At 37.7% G+C, this 18,425-nt stretch carries 13 protein-coding genes; 6 read left to right on the top strand and 7 right to left on the bottom strand.

Annotation, left to right across the window (positions count from 1 at the left end; translation table 11 throughout):
• Nucleotides 1-89: 89 nt before the first annotated feature.
• Genes JML65_RS16360 through gcvH form a run of 3 tightly spaced genes read right to left on the bottom strand, consistent with a single transcriptional unit; the run spans nucleotide 90 to nucleotide 1,488 of the window.
• Complete coding sequence (locus tag JML65_RS16360) at nucleotides 90-686, bottom strand: class I SAM-dependent methyltransferase (protein WP_047492931.1); 597 nt, start codon at nucleotides 684-686, stop codon at nucleotides 90-92.
• The gene (locus JML65_RS16355; protein WP_115919052.1) at nucleotides 683-1,054 is read right to left on the bottom strand and encodes a glycine cleavage system protein H; all 372 of its coding nucleotides are present in this window, start codon (nucleotides 1,052-1,054) and stop codon (nucleotides 683-685) included. Before JML65_RS16355 ends, JML65_RS16360 begins: the two co-directional genes overlap by 4 nt.
• A 53-nt stretch (nucleotides 1,055-1,107) precedes the next feature.
• Nucleotides 1,108-1,488, bottom strand: a complete 381-nt coding sequence (gene gcvH, locus JML65_RS16350; protein WP_084084355.1) for a glycine cleavage system protein GcvH — start codon at nucleotides 1,486-1,488, stop codon at nucleotides 1,108-1,110.
• Between the two features lie 231 nt (nucleotides 1,489-1,719).
• On the opposite strand from gcvH, the gene JML65_RS16345 reads away from it, so the two are divergent.
• Entirely contained in the window at nucleotides 1,720-2,403 is a 684-nt protein-coding gene (locus JML65_RS16345) for a Crp/Fnr family transcriptional regulator (RefSeq protein ID WP_115919050.1), read from the top strand.
• Between the two features lie 581 nt (nucleotides 2,404-2,984).
• Nucleotides 2,985-4,469, top strand: coding sequence for a DUF11 domain-containing protein (locus JML65_RS16340; protein WP_202271440.1), 1,485 nt, complete (start codon nucleotides 2,985-2,987; stop codon nucleotides 4,467-4,469).
• A gap of 135 nt (nucleotides 4,470-4,604) precedes the next feature.
• On the opposite strand, the gene JML65_RS16335 is transcribed toward JML65_RS16340, so the two are convergent.
• Nucleotides 4,605-5,735: a hypothetical protein gene (locus JML65_RS16335; RefSeq protein WP_202271439.1), complete on the bottom strand. Its 1,131-nt coding sequence runs from the start codon at nucleotides 5,733-5,735 to the stop codon at nucleotides 4,605-4,607.
• Nucleotides 5,732-7,372, bottom strand: coding sequence for a helix-turn-helix domain-containing protein (locus tag JML65_RS16330; RefSeq protein WP_202271438.1), 1,641 nt, complete (start codon nucleotides 7,370-7,372; stop codon nucleotides 5,732-5,734). The genes JML65_RS16335 and JML65_RS16330 overlap by 4 nt, the downstream gene beginning before the upstream one ends.
• Nucleotides 7,373-7,753: 381 nt before the next feature.
• Between JML65_RS16330 and JML65_RS16325 the strand changes: the two genes are divergently transcribed.
• The 4 genes from JML65_RS16325 (at nucleotide 7,754) to JML65_RS16310 (ending at nucleotide 16,737) form a co-directional block, all read left to right on the top strand.
• Nucleotides 7,754-10,039 carry a fibronectin type III domain-containing protein gene (locus JML65_RS16325; RefSeq protein ID WP_202271437.1) on the top strand — a complete coding sequence of 762 codons (2,286 nt, stop codon included), beginning with the start codon at nucleotides 7,754-7,756 and terminating at the stop codon, nucleotides 10,037-10,039.
• A gap of 378 nt (nucleotides 10,040-10,417) precedes the next feature.
• The gene (locus JML65_RS16320; protein ID WP_202271436.1) at nucleotides 10,418-12,766 is read left to right on the top strand and encodes a T9SS type B sorting domain-containing protein; all 2,349 of its coding nucleotides are present in this window, start codon (nucleotides 10,418-10,420) and stop codon (nucleotides 12,764-12,766) included.
• Between the two features lie 101 nt (nucleotides 12,767-12,867).
• The gene (locus tag JML65_RS16315) at nucleotides 12,868-15,951 is read left to right on the top strand and encodes a T9SS type B sorting domain-containing protein (protein ID WP_202271435.1); all 3,084 of its coding nucleotides are present in this window, start codon (nucleotides 12,868-12,870) and stop codon (nucleotides 15,949-15,951) included.
• Between the two features lie 414 nt (nucleotides 15,952-16,365).
• A complete protein-coding gene (locus tag JML65_RS16310; protein WP_115919048.1) occupies nucleotides 16,366-16,737 on the top strand; it encodes a DoxX family protein in 372 nt (123 codons plus the stop codon).
• Nucleotides 16,738-16,839: 102 nt separating this feature from the next.
• On the opposite strand, the gene JML65_RS16305 is transcribed toward JML65_RS16310, so the two are convergent.
• Nucleotides 16,840-17,205, bottom strand: a complete 366-nt coding sequence (locus JML65_RS16305) for a winged helix-turn-helix transcriptional regulator (RefSeq protein WP_115919046.1) — start codon at nucleotides 17,203-17,205, stop codon at nucleotides 16,840-16,842.
• A gap of 260 nt (nucleotides 17,206-17,465) precedes the next feature.
• Nucleotides 17,466-18,149 (bottom strand): hypothetical protein, encoded by a 684-nt coding sequence (locus JML65_RS16300; protein WP_084084337.1) that lies wholly within the window; start codon nucleotides 18,147-18,149, stop codon nucleotides 17,466-17,468.
• Nucleotides 18,150-18,425: the final 276 nt, after the last annotated feature.

The following is an 18,425-nucleotide window of genomic DNA, read 5'->3' as shown; positions in this document are numbered from 1 at the left end:
GAAGGTCTATAGAATCTTAGTGATCTATCTGCTTTCTGAATTGGGGTAACCTGCTGTCATTAGACAGGCACCATTCATTTCGGAATTGATTATACTGTTTTCTTCCAGAAGTTCAGTAATCCATTACAGTCGGTACCAACGATGTCAAAACTGCTAGGAATCTCATCCCATTTACTCCAATACGTAACCAGGCGGGTTCCTACAGGAGTTTTATCAAGTTGTTCTTTTACATAGTCGGAATAAGCATAATATAGATCTTTCTCCGGCATTACCGTATTGTCGATTAAACATGTGGTATCTATGTTTTCATAAAAAGAATTAAAAAAGTAGAAGGCATCATAATCCAAAAAGGAAATTTCATTGATATTGGCATGGATAAACTCTACGTTATTGATTTTGTTACGGGAAGCTATTTTTTTTGAGATCTTAGTGAGGGAAGCTCTTTGTTCGACACCGAAAAACATCCCTTTGGTAGAGGCTGCTCCCACCAGGCAAAACTTTCCGACACCGGCACCAATATCCAAGATTTTAGTATCAGGCTTCTGAGCGAGATATTCGGCGGCCAGTCTGGCAACAGCAATGGGGGTCCAATGACGGCTTGCCAGCTCTTTTATATGACTAGGGTAAAGTTCATTAAAAGTGCTGTCTTTAACATCAAGATTTAATTTGAGATCATTAAAAATCATTTGATAAGTTGAATATATTCTTTATTAGTCAAAAACTCACTGGTGCAAATATCGGCTGAAATACTTAAAAACCAATAGCTATAAGGAGCTATATTGATATGTGAAGGATTTTCGTTCAGCATGATATTGACATCTGTAATGGTAAATTCATTGGGTAAAATAAGGGGGAACGTTTTGTGAGTTCCATAAACAAAGCCCCATGTTTTTTTTTCTTCTATGGTATTTTCCTCCAGATTGAATTCAATGAGATTGATCTCACCTATTTCCTTCTGGGCAAAATCGGTAATGCCTATGCAAAAATCATACAATCCTATTTTTCTAAGCCATAAGTGATTTTCAGTATAATAAAGATTTTTAGGAATAAGCATAGGAATCAAATCTATTTTTTATGAATGCTATTTCTTTGTGATCAGGTTTTCCATTATTGACCAATCAAGGAGGCATAGGACTTGGCTCTCAGTAATCCCTCTGTATCAAAAATATTTTCGATTCTGATTTTGATCATCCAGCCTTCTCCGTAGGGATCCGTATTCACAAGTTCCGGGTTAGCTTCCAGTTTGGGATTAATCTCCAGTATTTCTCCGGGAACAGGCAGGAAAAGGTCTGATACGGTTTTTACGGCTTCCACACTTCCAAATACCTCATGCTGTTTTAAATTTTCCCCCAGGGTCTCGATTTCAATATAAACAATATCACCTAATTCATGTTGCGCAAAATCGGTAATTCCAATATAGGCTGTATTATTTTCTAATCTTACCCATTCATGGTCCTCCGTATACAAGAGGTTTTCAGGAATCTTCATTTTTTTATAATTCTTTATTTAATTGATGTATTCAGCAGGACTGGCCCTCTGTCTAAATTTCATAGCCTGCAAAAGACTTTATTTGTGTTCTTAGTAGGATATGTTAAAGTCAATTTAATTGCTTGTGTAAAAGTAGATCGTTTAGCTGAGACTTACGATGATCTAGATCGTTATAAAATTTGATTTAAGTCAAATTGTATAGCTGAAAATTGCGTAATTTTGTTGTAACCTATGATTTCAAAATTTATCTTTAATAATCAATACCTTTTTGACGAACTGCCGGACAGTGATAAAGAACTGCTTCAGGGCGTGATGCAGAATAGGAATTATCGCAAAAATGATGCGATATTTACTGATGGAACTATACCCAGTGGTATTTTTTATTTAAAAGCAGGAAAAGTAAAAAAGTATAAAGTAGATAATGAGGGGAGGGAGCAGATCATTTATATTTACAATTCAGGGGAGTTTTTCGGGTATTCAGCTATTTTGAGCAATGAATGCTATGGAGATACCACACAGGCTCTTGAGAATTCGATCATCTCATTTATTTCAAAAGAAGACTTTCTCAAGTTACTTGATACTTCCGTAGTATTTTCAAGATTGCTTTTAAGAAGCCTAAGCCATGAGTTTAGTGTGATGGCAAACTTGATGACGGTATTGTCACAACGCACAGTCAGAGAAAGGGTAGCCCTCAGCCTCCTTATTCTGCATAATAAATATACAGGGAGCGGAACAGAGGACCCTGTATTCATTACCCTGTCCCGTGCAGACTTAGCCAATATGGCTGGTACGGCAAATGAAACATTGGCCCGCATACTTCATGATTTTAAAAAAGATCAGCTTATCTTAATGGAAGGCCGGAAAATACAGGTACTCAATTTTAAAATGCTGACACAGATAGCCAATTTCATGTAAATGATTCCAAAAATTAATTACAGGCTTTGATTTTGTCTTACCTAATGTAGATAAAACTGAAACAGCTGCCAAGAGTGGCGCATAATAAAATTTTCCTTGACAGTTGCTCAGCTTTTAAGAAAACTCAATTAACAAATGTAATTAAGATTAGCTTGGTTAGAGATTCATATATTATCTAGTCGCTTGCCTGTTTTATTAGAGAATCAGCTTATTAAAACTGATGAAAAGCCAATTTAATCCGGGATTCTAAAACCAAGAAGCAAAAGAAGTCCAGCTGCACAATCCCTTCATTTCTCCTTTTGCTCTTGAACCCTAGTTTGTAATAATGTATAAATAGTATAGAAAAACTACAGGATAAAGGTAAGCGACTACTGGCTGCTGGAGTAGATATATTTTATTGCTTTGCTTGCCATTTTTATAAAGCCTGAAATTTTTTATGTGATTTTGTTTTAGAATTTAGTAGAAGAAGATATTGTAAATATTGGATTATAAATGATTTATATAACAGGATGAATAATTTGGCGTATGTATTATCATGTGACGTATGATATTTTTGCATCCTTTATAGTAAAGCACTTTTTATGAAAATTTATACTTTTAAAAGCATGCTAATGCTTAGTCTTGGAACTTTCTTTATTTCACTTCAAGCCCAGACATCCCCCAATTTAGAATTTGCTGTCCATTCCGGTGTTCAGAATCCTCAAGGTAATGGCCCGGTGTATACTGCTTCGGTGAATTTTGTTAAAAATGTGGATAATCCTTCAGGTACTTCTTATGCTATATATCACCCTGATCTTAAGGTCGATTTCGCTTTATCAAATCAGCAGTATAGCTCAGCGGTAATAATGGGGTACAATATCAACAATACCAGTATTCCTGTTTTTCCCAAGATCAATTATATTGGCAGTCCGAATAATAGTGATTTTACTGCTTCGGGGGCACCTACGGGAAAGGGGATCAATGTAAAAACTAATAATGGGGTCTCTCTTTTTTACAATACTTCTGTTTTAGGAGGAAAATCAACTCTTGGAGTATATCAAATGGCTGATCTTACTATTAATTTTAACCGCCCGGTTGATAATCCTGTTCTGCATATCGGAGCTATGGGCGCATTTCAGGATCAGATGGGAATGGCGGGTGGTTTTGATTTTGTAGACGCTAATGTACCTGTCTCATTCACACGGCTATCAGGCAACAACGCTAATTTTTCCGTGACAGCAATAAGTATGAAAAATTCATCAGCTCATCCAAATGATGTTGGATATGAGTCTGCTTCCGGCTCTGTTCTTATAAAGGGCAAAGGAATTACTTATATAAAATTGAGAATGTCAGTAAGAGGAGATGGGGGTGAAGCTTCATGGAAGGTGGGATCCGGAGATTTGATTACCATGGGAATTTCTGTTTTGGAAAGTGATCTTGCCATTATCAATGCCATAGATAACAGTTCCCCCCACATTAATGATATAGTAACATTGACCATAAAGGCTAAAAATAACGGAGTATCAAACAACACAGGAGTTGTTGTCAGCAGCCTGCTTCCTGATGGATATTTAGTAATAAACGCTTCTGCAGGCTCAGGAAGTTATGATACAAATACCGGGCTTTGGAATATAGGCGTTCTCAATGATAATGAAGAAAAAGTTCTTGTTATCCATGCTAAGGTTAAAAATGTAGGGTCTTATACGGTAAACTCTTCTATTTCAGGAGAACTCCGAGATCCTCAGGAAGGTAATAATACCGCATCAATTACTCCCATGATATCTGGAAAAGGAGTTTGTTATAATGATCCCAATATAAACAGTGTGGGTACAGATTCCAAATTTGGAATAACGCTGTTAAAGAGAGCAGGAATAACAGGGGATAACTGGCCTATGATCAGGAAGTCAGCTCATATGGTTCTTGAGTCTGATACCAAAGGTTTTGTGATTACACGTATGGCAAAATCAGATTTAAATAAAATCGTTGTACCCGTTGAAGGGATGATGGTATATGACACAACAGATAAATGCCTGAAAATATACTCAGATGACCTATGGAGTTGTTTCTCGACACCAACTTGTCCGTGATAATACTTATAAATTCTATATTTTTTAGAGCATGAAATACAGGAGTAGAGTAGATATAAGGGTTGAAAGAATACAATGCGCGACAGGTATTTTTAAAATATGAATTTTGCAGTTAGGTCATGTTCATCAATAGATTTAAGATCTGAGAAGCTTTTGGATTTCTTTCTGGTAGTTTGTATTGCGTTTTCTTATTTTCAAAGACATTAGAGTAAGCAGGGTGAGAACAATTAACCCTGCTATCACTGAAGTGGCAATCAGATAATTGTAGTGAGAGATTATTTCCCGGTTTTTTTTCTGTGTTTCTATGATATGGGCATCAATGGCATGGTCAATAGAACTGAGTTCACGCTGTTCTCTTTTATAACGGGTTTCAATATACTTTCTGCTGAATTGCTGATACTGATCCTGTTCTCCCATAGCCAGATAATTATCGGCCATATCTTTATAAATACCTTCATTGAGGGTAAGGTCTCCTGATTCTTTTCCCAGCTCCTGTGCCTTGATCAGCAGTTCCAGTGCAGCTTGGTTCTGGTGTTTTTGCTTATGTACTTCGGCCATACCTTTTAAGGCAAAAGCTTCCAGACTTTTAGCTTTAATCAGACCGGCAAAATCCATTGATTTTATGAATGCCTGTTCTGCTTTTTCGCGCTGGTTGAGACTGAGATAACAGTATCCGATATTATAATACATAATACTCTGATTAAAGTAAGTCGTCTTTTTTTGTTTTACCTTTTCAAAATTTTTTACAGCAATTATAAACTCTTGAAGTGCAATTTCAGGATTGGATTGGCTTTTATAAATCATTCCCCGTAAAGCATAGCTTCTGGCCGTTTCAAAATATTTAAAAGAAAGGCCTTCAGGAAATTGAGCCAGATATTCGTCTGCTTCATCCAAAGTCTCAAGGCTTTTACTGTAGAGTTCCATCTGCTGGAATTGAATGGCCGCCAAAATAAAGAAGCTGGTTTGTACCTTAAGATCGCTGGTCTTCCGTACCAGTTCCCTTGCCTTTAGAATATGCCGCAGCGATTCATCAAAATTTCTTTTGGCTATTTCTGCAGTAGACAGAAGCAGATAGATTTTGATGGATTTATTGATGTCCTTTTCTTTTTGAAGTAGCTTTTTTCCTATACCGATTGCATTATCTGGATTATTGTAAATCTCCTGATTGGCTTTTTTGAGCAGGGAATCATCAGAAATCTTCTGTCCAAAGGCAGGAACCTGGCAGAGCAGTATGATAAGCAGCAGAATTCGGGTACTTAATTTCATGATCTTTTATTTTTAATGATTTCCTGGATATAGGTATTGGGAGACATTCCTGTTACAGATTTAAAAACATTGGTAAATGCACCATGTGAAGAGAATCCTGAATGTTCTGCAAGGTAACTTACCTTGTAATTCAGATAGGCAGGATCAGTCTTTAGGAGATGGGCAACGTGATTAATTCGCAGTTCATTAATATAGGCATTGAAATTTTTCTCTTTATGGGTGTTAATGACCTCTGAAAGGTACTTTGTATTGATCCCAGTCTGGGCAGAAAGAACTGAAATTGACATGTTTCTGTTCAGGTAACTATCTGTCTCTTCCCATTCTTTCAATTTTTGAAGAATTTCATCTTCCTTTTCTTTAGAAATCTTTGAAGAATCTTTTTCCTGATTTTTATTTACCTTTTGAATTTCGGTTTTTGGAGCCTGTATTGCATTTTCTCTTTCTTTGAGATTCTCGAAAAATCCAAGTTGCTTTTTCAGATCTTTATTTTTGCCTGATTCATATACAAAGTAAACTGCGGTCGCTAAAATAAGAAACAGAATAAGGGTGACTGTAAGTCTGAGCTGGCTGAGTTTTCTTTGCCTCTGAAACTCAATGTTCTTACGATGATAGGTTTCAACCAACTTTACAATAGACTGAATTCCTTCTTTCTTGCTGGAATCTATCTTCGTTTTCTGATCTGTATACAGGTTATTGTAATAATGGTATTTTTCATCATTATTGAGGGCCAGATAATTTTTGGAATACAGTTCATAAAAAATGACTTTAATATCATGGTAAGGGAGTTTTTCAATTTTTGAAAACCCTTGATCAAGGTATTTCACAGCTGTAGCATACTCTTCTTTTATGAAAAAATAGCGAGACATGCTTTCATGGGCAAATGCAGCAAGGAAAGCATTATCTCCATGGTTTTCTATATCCTGTATGACGGTATCCAACAGTTTTTTTGATTCTTCCAGTTTGTTCAGCTTCATCAGAAAAGTAGCGCGAAAGATGATGTTTTCCTGTCCTAAAATCCGTTTTTCCTCATTATGGCCATCGAAATGCAAATACTGGTCGCTTTTATCAAGATACTGCAGAGCTACTTCATAATTCCGGGTAACTCCAGCATTGATAGCCTGTAGCTGAAAAAGCTTTGCAAGAGTCATTCTTTCCTTCAGATGACTGCTTTTTAAAAGCTCACGATCGGCAAGTATCCGGGCAATGATTTTTTTTGATTGATCATATAACCCTAAATTCTGATACTGATCAGCCAGGTTATAATCCCCGAACAGCTGAATGAAATGAGAGGCTTTTTCTTTTTGGCCACCCTCTTCTTTTTGGTTGGATATATTAACTGCCTGAACATAATTTCCCTGAAGGGCGTAAGCCTGAGAAATGATCTTCCTGAGGATTATTTTATGTTCCGGATTTTTATCACTAATCAAAAGACTTTGTGAATAGCTGATGCACTCATCCGGATTTTGATATAATTTCTGAAAAGCTTTATCTGTTGAAATACTAAAATCAGGACCGGACTGTCCGGGTATAAAAATTGAAAACAACAATATGAAAAATAATATCCAGGTATTACTTTTCAGTATTTTTTGTGGCAGATCGTTTCTGTTGTATTGATTTTCCTTTGGTATCCCCGGCATCTGCCTGTTTTAAATGTCATTTTTTAATCGCTTGATTGTTAACTGTATACATTTTTAATTCTTGTAAAATGTATGAATTATGCAAGCTAATTTCTTTATCCGGGGCAAATATAACGCTAATATTGTTTAAACCTTTAAGTTGATTAAAAATATTAGACTTATTTGAAGATTTTAGTGAAATTATGATACTTATTAAGTGTTATAGCTAAAAAAAATAATGATGCTTCTACAATGTTTTGATAAATACATAAACTATAGAATGTAAAGGATTCGGGTTCTCTATGGAGGCACAACCGGGATACAATGATATAGGTAAGATCATATGGATGATCATGAAATTCTTCAACAATCGATACTATTCTTAACTCTAAAAAATAAAAAATGAAAAAGCATTACCTATTATGGATGATTTTACTTATTCCGTTTTTACAATTGAATGGGCAGACGTACTGTGTGCCGGTTGCAGGAACATCCTCCACCTATTATTTGAAAAATGCCATTTTTTCGGATCAGGGAGCTTTGTATTATGATGCCGCTGCCTATCAGGCTTATGTAGACAATTCTGCAGGCAATACCGTAACCTCATATCCGGGAGGTACCGTGAAAGTACATCTGGAATTAGCAGGAGGAGGAACCAAATCTTTGGTCTGGGTAGACTGGAATGCCAACGGGGACTTTAATGATTTCTATGAAAACCCAATAGGAACGTCTCCTTATTCGGTTGTAGATGACCAATTCTTTATTCCCCCGTCACAGGCGCCGGGAATTTACAGAATACGGGTACAGACCGGAACAAATCTTACGACCTCACCAAACCCTTGCGGGCCTAATTCCGGTAATAATGGTAACTTTGTAGACTTCAGTTTAAAAATTGAAGCTGCTGCCCCTACATGCTTCGTTCCTTCCACTCTTATTTCAGGTAATACCACCACCAATACAGCTGCTGTTTCCTGGATGTCTCCTTCTACAGCACCGGGAAATGGTTATGAATATTATTACACCTCTTCTCCATTGGTTCCGGATGCTTCTACGGCAGCATCAGGAACAAGTACATCAACTTCGGCTTCTATCAGTGGATTAGCTCCGTTTACGACCTATTATTACTATGTAAGATCGGTTTGCAGCACATCCAATAAAAGTGCATGGTCTTTAAGAGGAACATTTAAAACAAAGTGCAATCCTATGACCTATATGTTTGAAGATTTTGAAAATGCTACAACAGGAACGTTTTATAATTTGGATTGTTGGGATAAAATTATATTAGGAAATGGCTATCAGGCTGTTACTTCAGGAAGTGGAGTTGGTAATTCAAAAGGGATGTATCAGAGTGCTAACGGTGCAGCCAATATTGTGATTGCTGTGCTTCCTGCTTTCAGCAATGTGAATGCCGGAACTCATTGGCTAAGATTTAAGGGCAGATATGCCGGATCCACACAAGGTCCTTTGGATATAGGCTATGTAACCAATGATACAGATGCATCTTCGTTTGTGAATATCCAATCTGTAAATATGGTCAGCAGTGTATTTGATGGCTATGAATATTCGGTAGTTATTCCCAATACAGTTCCTGCTAATGCCAGATTAGCAATAAGACATGGGGGAACACCCTCAAACAGTTATTATCTGGATAATATCTACTGGGAGCCTAAACCTAGCTGTATGGCCCCGTCCAATGTTGTTTTATCCGGTGCTACAAGTGCATCTGTCAGTATTGCTTGGACAGCTTCAGCATCTGCTCCCGCGTCAGGATATGATGTGTATTACAGCACAAGTAATACGCCTCCGACTTCTTCTACCATACCTAATCTAACAGCAGTAACAGCAAATCCTTATATAGTATCAGGACTTAACGCTGCAACAACCTATTATTTCTGGGTTAGAGCAAGATGCAGTGCAACAGATCAAAGTGCATGGACAAATATAGCTTCCGTATTGACACTTTGTGCTCCTCAAACATCACTTTTTGAAAATTTTGATTCTTATAATTCCGGATATATTACAAATGCGCCTTGTTGGGGAAGATTGGTAACGGGATCGGGAAATGTAAATATAAACGGAACAGGAGCCTATTCAGGAACGAAACATATTATACAAAGGCCTATCACAGGATCTTCCATGGCTATTTTACCTGAACTGAGCAATATAAGTGGAGGAACCCATTCATTAAGATTCAGAGCATACTGCAGTACCAATGCGGGGATAATGCATATCGGTTATGTCACCGATCCAACGAATATCGCTTCATTTGTATTGATCCAGGATGTAAATATTACCAATACATCTTACGCAGAAGGAAACGAGTACAGTATAGCGGTTCCCAATACGGTTCCTGCTACTGCTAGACTTGCTATATTGACTGATGGTGCCAATCTTAATTATTATTATGATGATATATCCTGGGCTCCTACTGCGCCTTTGGGAGTGAATGAAATAGCAGCAAAACATGATATCATTATATATCCTAATCCATTTACAGACCGTATTAGCATCTCTGGAGAAATACCATTAGAGTCTGTTTTGGTATTTGATGCTTCTGGGAAGATGGTAAAAGAAATAAAATCTTCAGAAAGAACCGTTTCATTACATGAGCTTCAGTCAGGCATGTATATGATCCGATTAATCATGAAAAATGGTATTTCCAAAACTATAAAAGCAGTTAAAAAGTAAATATGTTGTCTGCCATTCATCAAGCGGTGGAACTTTTTTCACCGCTTATGAGGCAGCTTTATTCATGATCTTCTGTGACAGTATTATAAATTTTATTTCTCTCTTTGTATCGTTCAAATACATTATACTTCTATAACCAGAGGGATATTGACCCTTATTGCCTGAGAACTTCTGTTTTCTCTGATCAAGAGACAGATATGATAAGAGTATTTACTCCCAAACCATAAGCGGATCTCTGCGATAATAAACGTCGAAACCATTCCATCCCTTTTATGGCAGGCTTTCATCTTGATTATCAGTGTTTACTCTTAATGCTGAAAACATTCGGAAAGATGATTAAGAGCGAAACCCATCCTTTCTTATAAAACAAAAATATTTATGATCCCTAAAGAAATATTCCATTATATAAAGCAATGGCTACACCTTTCAAAGAAGCTCTTGTTTAGCTTTTTATTACTCCTCTTTGCCAGCAATGATCTTTTTTCGCAAAGGGATACCGAACATTGGTTTGCTCCGATGAAACAAAGTTATTTTACGGATACCAACAAGCAGGCCTTATTTTTATCAACGGATTCTATCGTTCCGTTTCCAGTAAATATCTATAATAACAATACACTTTTAGGAACAGTGACAATCAGTAAAGGAAGTCCTGTTTCCTATGATGTTTCTAAGGATTTAATGATGACAAGTGCCCAGTCGGGAGCGTTTAGTGTCACTACCAGAGGACTTTATGTAAAAGGAGATAAGCCCTTTTTTTGTACATTCAGGTTCTCCGTTGATAAGCATGGTGAAATTTTGACCTCTAAAGGTAAGGCCGGAATTGGAACCCGGTTTTATACAGCATACGCTCCATTATCGGTTACCAATCCTAGCTTTAACTTTACCTGTGGTGTATTGGCTACAGAAGATCATACAAGTGTAACGGTATCAGGCTACAGTCCGACAGTTCAGTTTTCCAATGGAACCACGGGATCAGGTAATTCCACCATAACTTTTACATTACATAAGGGACAGTCCTATATTATAGAAGGAAATGGAAGCATAGCGTCTAATTTAAGTGGTTTTATCGGAGCCAAAATAGTTGCTGATAAACCGATTTCCGTCACTAATGGAAATTTTAACGGGCAACATACATTGATTGGCAATGGAGCAGGAGGGCTTGATATTTACATGGATCAATCTATACCTGTAGAACGATTAGGTGAAGAATATATACTGATGAAAGGAATGGCTCCTCTTTCTTATGAGCTGGAAGGGGCTGTGGTTGTCGCTACAGAAAATAATACCCAAGTCTATGTAAATGATGAAACGACTCCGATTGCGACACTGGATGAAGGGCAGTTTTACCGCATTGGATCTACATCATTTATCAGTCAGAATTTTAGCGGTCATTATAATATGCGGATCAGAAGTACCCGGAAAATTTATGTCTATCAGCTCATGTCGGGAGGTGGTTCAGGAACGTATTATAACACAGGAGGAGCCAATTATATTCCACCAATTAACTGTTTTCTTCCTAAAAAAATTGATGAAATAGGGCTCATTAATACCTTGCCTTATTTCACGGCTATTGATCCCAAAGTCAGGCTCAATATCATCACCGAATCCGGAGCAACGGTATCTGTGAACGGAACAACATTGTCAGGAATTCAGGGGCCTTATCCTGTAACAGGAAATCCAAATTGGTCTACTTATTCCCTGGAGAATGTCACGGGGAATATTACTGTACAATCTACAAAAGCCATTACTGCTGGTATTGCCGCAGGCCATGAAGCTGTAGGTTATGGTGGATATTTCGCGGGATTTTCTTCTATTCCTGTTATTGCCAAAAAAAACGGGAATTGCATTCCGGGAATGGTTCTGGAAGTGGATGATAGCTATATTTCTTACCAATGGAATTTCAATGGAACCCCTATTCCGGGAGCAACATCCAATACCTACACTCCAACCCAAGCAGGAAATTATACGGTAACCGTTTCGGTGGGAGGAAGCTGCCCTCCGGTAACAACTCCTGTATTTGAAGTGATAATGCCTCCTCATCAGCCTTCTTTGCTTGCCGACAAGGTAATTTGTTTTGATGAAACGACAATACTGGATGCCGGACCGGGATTTCAGTCATATGAGTGGAGTACAGGAGCTACCACCCAATCTATTTCCAATGTGGGTGTCGGAAATTATTGGGTTATTCTGCAATATAACGGCTGTTTCAGCAGACATGAGGTGTCTGTAACCTCAGCTCCGAAACCGGTGATCAAGAATATTGATATTGATAATAAAAGAGCTACTCTCACGGTAATTGGAGGAACACCTCCTTATAGGTACTCCACAGATAATATCAACTGGCAGAACTCCAATGTATTTACCAATATTCCTAATGGGCAGCAGAAGTTTTATGTTAAAGATGTTTACAACTGTAACCCCATAGAGGTAGAAATGACCGTGGTCAATATCATTAATGCTATTACTCCGAATGGAGACAACATTAATGATACGGTTTCCTACTCAGAACTTCGCTACAAGAAAGATCTTTCTTTTACCGTGTTTGACCGCTATGGAAATAATGTCTTTAAAGGTACAGCCTTCAACAACTATACTTGGGATGGACTGTTCAGTAATAAGAAAATAGCCTCCGGAACATATTGGTATGTCATCTCGTGGAAAGAACCCAATTTGCCCAATACAGTTATTAAATATACCGGCTGGATCTTGGTGAAAAACTGGGAATAGCCTCTGAAAAAATATAACTAGTAATACCTGCAATATTAACAACAAAAGGCTTATTAAACGGCCGTTATGTTTTGCTTAATTTAAAAATCTCCTTATAATTTATGAAAAGGATCTTATTTATTTTTATGTTGCTTTTATCTCTGTCCATTCAGGCACAGAGAGATACGGATCATTGGTTTGCCCCTATGGCGGGAAGTCTTGCGAACGGCAGTCCCAGACAGGCTTTATATCTATCCACGGATAGTACTGTTCCCTTTCCCGTTACCATTTACAATAATAATGCGGCCATAGGAACCGTTACCATCAGTAAAGGAAGCCCTCAGACATTTGACGTTCCTATCAATCTCATGTTAGGTCAAAATCCGGCTGATGCCATGAGTGTAAAAACCAGAGGCCTATACCTCCATGGTGATCTTCCGTTTTTTGCAACCTATAGGTTTTCAGAAGTCAATCATGGTGAAATTCTGACCTCTAAAGGTAAAGCCGGAATCGGGACTACATTTTATGCAGTGTATGCTCCGCTGATGAATAACACCAATACATTGAATTTTACGTGTGGTATTCTGGCAACTGAAGATAATACGCAGGTTAAAGTTTCAGGATACGATATGACCACATGGTTTATCAATAATTTTAATGGGCTTACACAGCCTACCATTAGCATTACCTTAAATAAAGGCCAGTCATATATATTTTCGGGTGTTGCTACCAGACCGGGAAATAAAGACGGATTTATAGGGGCCAAAATAGAAGCTACAAAACCTGTTTCTGTTACTAATGGAAATTTTCGTGGCCAGTTCGGGCTTGCTCCGCCTTATAATGGGGAAGATATCATTATGGATCAGTCGGTTCCAGTTGAACGTCTGGGAAATGAATTTGTCCTGATCAAGGGAATGGGAAATCTTACTCCGGAAATTGAAGGGGCTATTATTGTAGCCCCTGAAAACGATACCAAGATCTGGCTGAATGATAATCCAGCACCTGTGGCTACATTAAATGAAGGAGAATATTACCGTGTAAAGGCCTCCAATTATGTGGTAAACGGCCCTTCTCATCTTAATATGTATATCAAAACAAGTAAAAATGTCTATACCTATCAGCTTTTATCCGGTACGGCAGATAATGATGCTACGGAAGGATTTAATTATATCCCACCTTTAAATTGTTTTCTGCCTAAAATCATCGATGAAATAGGAAAAATAGATGAGTTCCCTTACTCAACTGTTTTTAATCCTCCGCTTTTTGTAAAACTTAATATTCTTACCCAGACAGGAGCCAGTGTAACGGTGAATGGTGTTGCACCAACTGCTGCACAAGGACCTTTCCCTGTTACAGGAACTTCAAACTGGGTTTCATATACAATTCCCAATATCACGGGAAATGTTACCGTAAATTCCACAAATGCAGTGACAGCAGGAATTGCAGGAGGAAGTGGGAATTTAGGCTATGGAGGATATTTTGCAGGATTCAGCTCTGTTCCGGTCATCAGTAAATCTGTAGGAGAGTGTGCTCCGGGAATTGTTTTACAGGTTGAAAGCGGGTTCAACCATTATCAGTGGAATATGAACGGGAACCCTATTCCGGGAGCCAACTCCCATACTTTTTCTCCTACACAGGGTGGAAATTATACAGTATCTATCACTAAGGAAAACTGTGTATACACCACATATCCCTACAAAGTCTATTCTTGTCTGGTAAATACTGTAAAGTCACTAAACGCCTGTGGCGCCGGAATGCCTACGCTGATTACCCCGACATTCAGTAATTCGACACAGATTCCTGTTCCGGGAAGTGTACAGATTATAATACCTCCGGCCAACGGTACGTTAACAATAGCTCCTGCTACAGGTTTATTGACCTATACAGCCAATGCAGGGACAACAACTGATACGTTTACCTATAAATTTTGTGGAAACGATCCTGAATTTACAGATTGTGAGCAGGTAAAAGTGAATGTTACCGTACAGCCTTTGGTCCTTACAGATGCTATAGTAAGTGCCTGCAATATTAATGGATCAGGTATTTTTGATCTTACCACGGCCAATGTGGGAGGTCCCGCTACAGCCATTAAAAAATATTATCCGACACTGGCAGATTTAAATGCAGGAACCAATGAGATTATTCCTGCAAATGCATACCCATCGGGAGTACCGGCTACCGTTTATGTAAAAGTAACCACATTAGAAGGGTGCACGGCTGATGCGAAAATTACACTCCAGTATTATCGTGGTCCCGATGTGATAGATGCAGTGCTTTCCGGGTGTTTCATTTCCAATTATCCGGGGCAGGGGACGTTTAACCTGACAACGGCCATAGTCACTTCTACCAATCCCGTCACAAAAAAATATTACCCAACACTTAACGATGCACTTAACGGAACCAGCGAAATTACAGCGCCAATGGTCTATGTTTCCCCGAATACAACGGTCTATGTAAAGATCACTACTGGTAACGGGTGTTCTGATTATGCCAAAATAACCCTGAATGTCATTCCACCCAAACCTTCTCTGCTTTTAGTGGATCAGTATATTTGTCCGCTTGCAGTTACCAAATTGGATGCAGGTCCTGGCTATACTTCATATTTGTGGAGTACGGGAGCTACCACACAGGCTATTCAGAATGTACCAGTAGGTGACTATTGGGTGATCCTGACGGCAGATGGCTGCCAGACCAAACAGACTGTGAGTGTCTTTGCATTTCCGAGTCCAAGGATCAAGCGGATTGAGGTGAAAAATAATACGGCGACCATTACGGTAGAGGGAGGAGAATCTCCTTATCAGTATTCCAGAGATGGAATGATATGGCAGAATTCCAATGTATTTACGGATCTTCCACGAGGACGCAATACATTTTATGTAAAAGATTCAAACAACTGTGATCCGGTTCAGGTACAGATTACGGTACCTAATCTTGTCAATGCCATCACCCCAAACAGTGATGGAATCAATGATGATCTGGATTATGGTGAACTGGCATATCTGAAAGATTTGAAATTCAATATATTCAACAGATACGGACAGCTTTTATTCTCCTCAGATAAAAACACCAGCCTGAAATGGAATGGTACCATTGGCGGAACTCCGGTAAGCAGCGGAACGTACTGGTACGAAATAACATGGACTGAACCGGATACCAGGACTCCTATCACTTATTCGGGATGGATTCTTGTAAAAAACAGAAACTAGGAATTTTTATGAATAAAGGGGGTATTATTATAAGTCTGTTTACACTTAGTCACAAAAGATTTTTAAACACTTAAGCTATTTAAATTATATACTTTGAGTACACTGAAGTTTTGTTGAGGTTTTCATCTTATGTGAACTTAATTGTGCGGTATTCTTTTAAACTTTCTAAAGTGTATTAAAGTGTCTAAAAAATAAAAACTTTTATATAGTAATGATGCAGTAGATTGATGTAGAGAAACATTTTTGTTTAGGCAGTGCAAATCTTGATTTGTACTGCCTTTTACATTAATGACAGAAAGTATCATCCGGGCATTTGTGATTGCAGATCTGCTTTTCTCAAAATTTCCCTTTCCCTACAATTTAGTAAGTAAATAGGAAAAATATTTCTTTTTATGAAATTTGTAAAAAAAAGAAATGGAAATTATTAAAACCGTTATTTATTGGGTAGGCTATGCCTATTATCTGTATGTTTTTGGGTATGCTTCTTTGTATAAAGTCTTTCAGAAGACCTCCATGATGCAAAGTATGAAGTCTTTAGGGTTCAATACCCCTTCGACCATTCTTATAGGAGCGTTGGAATTATTAGGAGTAGTGTTGTTGGTGGTAGGCCTGTTTAAACCTCAGTTTAGAAATATAGCAGCGCTGTATTTATTTCCCTTTGCAATAGGAGCTTTCACAGCTCACATGGCTCACAATGAATACAATCATTATTATAATTCTTTACTGATGTGTATTATTTCAGTTGTCTTGCTGGTACTCGATAAGAACTTTAAAATTATGGTCTGAGTAGTAATAAAAAGATCATCTCAAAATTAAGATAGCCTTTTTGTTTGAGCCACGAATGTGCGAATGTCTTATCCGTGTATTCGTGGTTTATAATTCACAGGCTTATTCATCCTGTTTTTCGATGACCTGATCTCCCCAGCGGTCCATCAAGTCAAGGATTTCTTTCAAAGACTTTCCTTTTTCTGTCAGAATGTATTCTACCTTAGGAGGGAAACCTTCATATTCAATCTTTTCTATCAGCGCATCATTTTCAAGCTCTTTTAACTTCGCACTGAGTACCCGCTCGGAAATACCAATAAGCTTTTCTTTAAGTTCAGAATACCGAAGCTTTGGGTAGTTCAGCAGATAGGTAAGGATATTAATTTTCCATCTTCCCCCTATCATGGCTAAAGTAACAGACAGTCCACAATTACTTTTCCAATACATTTCATTGTGATTATTTGTTGAATTTTCTTTTCTGGTGGTCATGGGGATAGCTGCTGGTTTATATTTAAAATCCGGTCAAGTAGAGTGGAGTATACCTGTATTATTAAGCAAATGTACAAAAGGAGATTGAAGTTTGATTATAATTGATGGACAACAAAAACGGTTTATCAATGAATTACACTGCTGAACATAAAACATCTAACGGCCTTCATAACCACTTTGACTGCTTCTTTACCCTGTTTTTTCTAAAAAAAGAGCCCCAATAAAATATTGCGGCTCCTCATTGAAATCAATTATATATATTATAGACTTTTTGAACGGGCTACCGAAATAAGGTAGACAAGGTGTGCAAACATGCTTCGTTTTACAGATTCTATTTTGATATCCCCGGTAGTCTGATTAATGGTAGTTACCAGGTCGGTATTACATTGTCCGGAGAATGATCCGCTTCCCAGATAATTGGCCATGTTGGCGCTAGGATAGGAGATTCTTGGATAATCAGGAGGGATCTGATTGGCTACAGGTGCTGTGCCGGCAAACCCTTTATTGTCGATAAATCGGGCCGACCAGGTTCCTAAGAACTGTCCATTTCCTGTATTAATACCCTGTCCAACTACGATTTGGGTATCCACAGCATTGGTAAAACCAGCACATGAACTGTAGTGATTGACAATAACAGTACATGAAGAGGCATTATCTGAAGGCTGGAAGCACTTTCCTTCATAAATAGTTGACCGCTGTTCAGTAGGGGATGTAGAAGTGTTGAGTATAGCTTTGGGAGAAAAAATTTCTTCAGGGGACATTAGGATTAGAACACCCTGTGCATCTGCCGAAACAATTTTTTTATCAGGATTTGCCAACCCTCTTACTCTTACCTGTCCATTTACATCTAATGTCTGAGTAGGAGTTGTTGTGTTAATTCCCACCTGAGCACTTAAACTTCCATAAAAAGCAAGTGCGGTCAAAAAAATAGTTTTTGTTTTCATGTTATTAAATTAATCTATCTAATTTTTCACTAAGATAGGAAATATATATAATTTAAAATATTAATTATGTAAAAATATATAATACAGTAAGTTAATAACTGGATAATATTTAATTAAGAATAAATTAAACTTACGAGCAAAAGATTAGCTCAAAAATTTTGATCCCTGATATTGTTTGAAAAATATTTGTATTTTAGCCAAAATATGTTGTTTTTTAATAAACATATTGCCTGCTGATTAAAATTCAGACAATTTGAATAAAAAATTAGTAGATTT

The sequence above is a fragment of the Chryseobacterium sp. KMC2 genome (genome assembly GCF_016756935.1).
GTDB classification, from domain to species: Bacteria; Bacteroidota; Bacteroidia; order Flavobacteriales; family Weeksellaceae; genus Chryseobacterium; species Chryseobacterium rhizosphaerae.
The sequence above is the reverse complement of the archived record's forward strand: the minus strand, read 5'-3'. Positions and strand labels throughout refer to the sequence as shown.

Bases quoted from the DNA above. Each gene is read 5' to 3' on its own strand.
- JML65_RS16310 (WP_115919048.1), top strand. From the start codon at position 16,366: ATGGAAATTATTAAAACCGTTATTTATTGGGTAGGCTATGCCTATTAT.
- JML65_RS16320 (WP_202271436.1), top strand. From the start codon at position 10,418: ATGATCCCTAAAGAAATATTCCATTATATAAAGCAATGGCTACACCTT.
- gcvH (WP_084084355.1), bottom strand. From the start codon at position 1,488: ATGAAGATTCCTGAAAACCTCTTGTATACGGAGGACCATGAATGGGTA.
- JML65_RS16325 (WP_202271437.1), top strand. From the start codon at position 7,754: ATGAAAAAGCATTACCTATTATGGATGATTTTACTTATTCCGTTTTTA.
- JML65_RS16335 (WP_202271439.1), bottom strand. From the start codon at position 5,735: ATGAAATTAAGTACCCGAATTCTGCTGCTTATCATACTGCTCTGCCAG.
- JML65_RS16340 (WP_202271440.1), top strand. From the start codon at position 2,985: ATGAAAATTTATACTTTTAAAAGCATGCTAATGCTTAGTCTTGGAACT.
- JML65_RS16300 (WP_084084337.1), bottom strand. From the start codon at position 18,149: ATGAAAACAAAAACTATTTTTTTGACCGCACTTGCTTTTTATGGAAGT.
- JML65_RS16360 (WP_047492931.1), bottom strand. From the start codon at position 686: ATGATTTTTAATGATCTCAAATTAAATCTTGATGTTAAAGACAGCACT.
- JML65_RS16305 (WP_115919046.1), bottom strand. From the start codon at position 17,205: ATGACCACCAGAAAAGAAAATTCAACAAATAATCACAATGAAATGTAT.
- JML65_RS16345 (WP_115919050.1), top strand. From the start codon at position 1,720: ATGATTTCAAAATTTATCTTTAATAATCAATACCTTTTTGACGAACTG.
- JML65_RS16315 (WP_202271435.1), top strand. From the start codon at position 12,868: ATGAAAAGGATCTTATTTATTTTTATGTTGCTTTTATCTCTGTCCATT.
- JML65_RS16355 (WP_115919052.1), bottom strand. From the start codon at position 1,054: ATGCTTATTCCTAAAAATCTTTATTATACTGAAAATCACTTATGGCTT.
- JML65_RS16330 (WP_202271438.1), bottom strand. From the start codon at position 7,372: ATGCCGGGGATACCAAAGGAAAATCAATACAACAGAAACGATCTGCCA.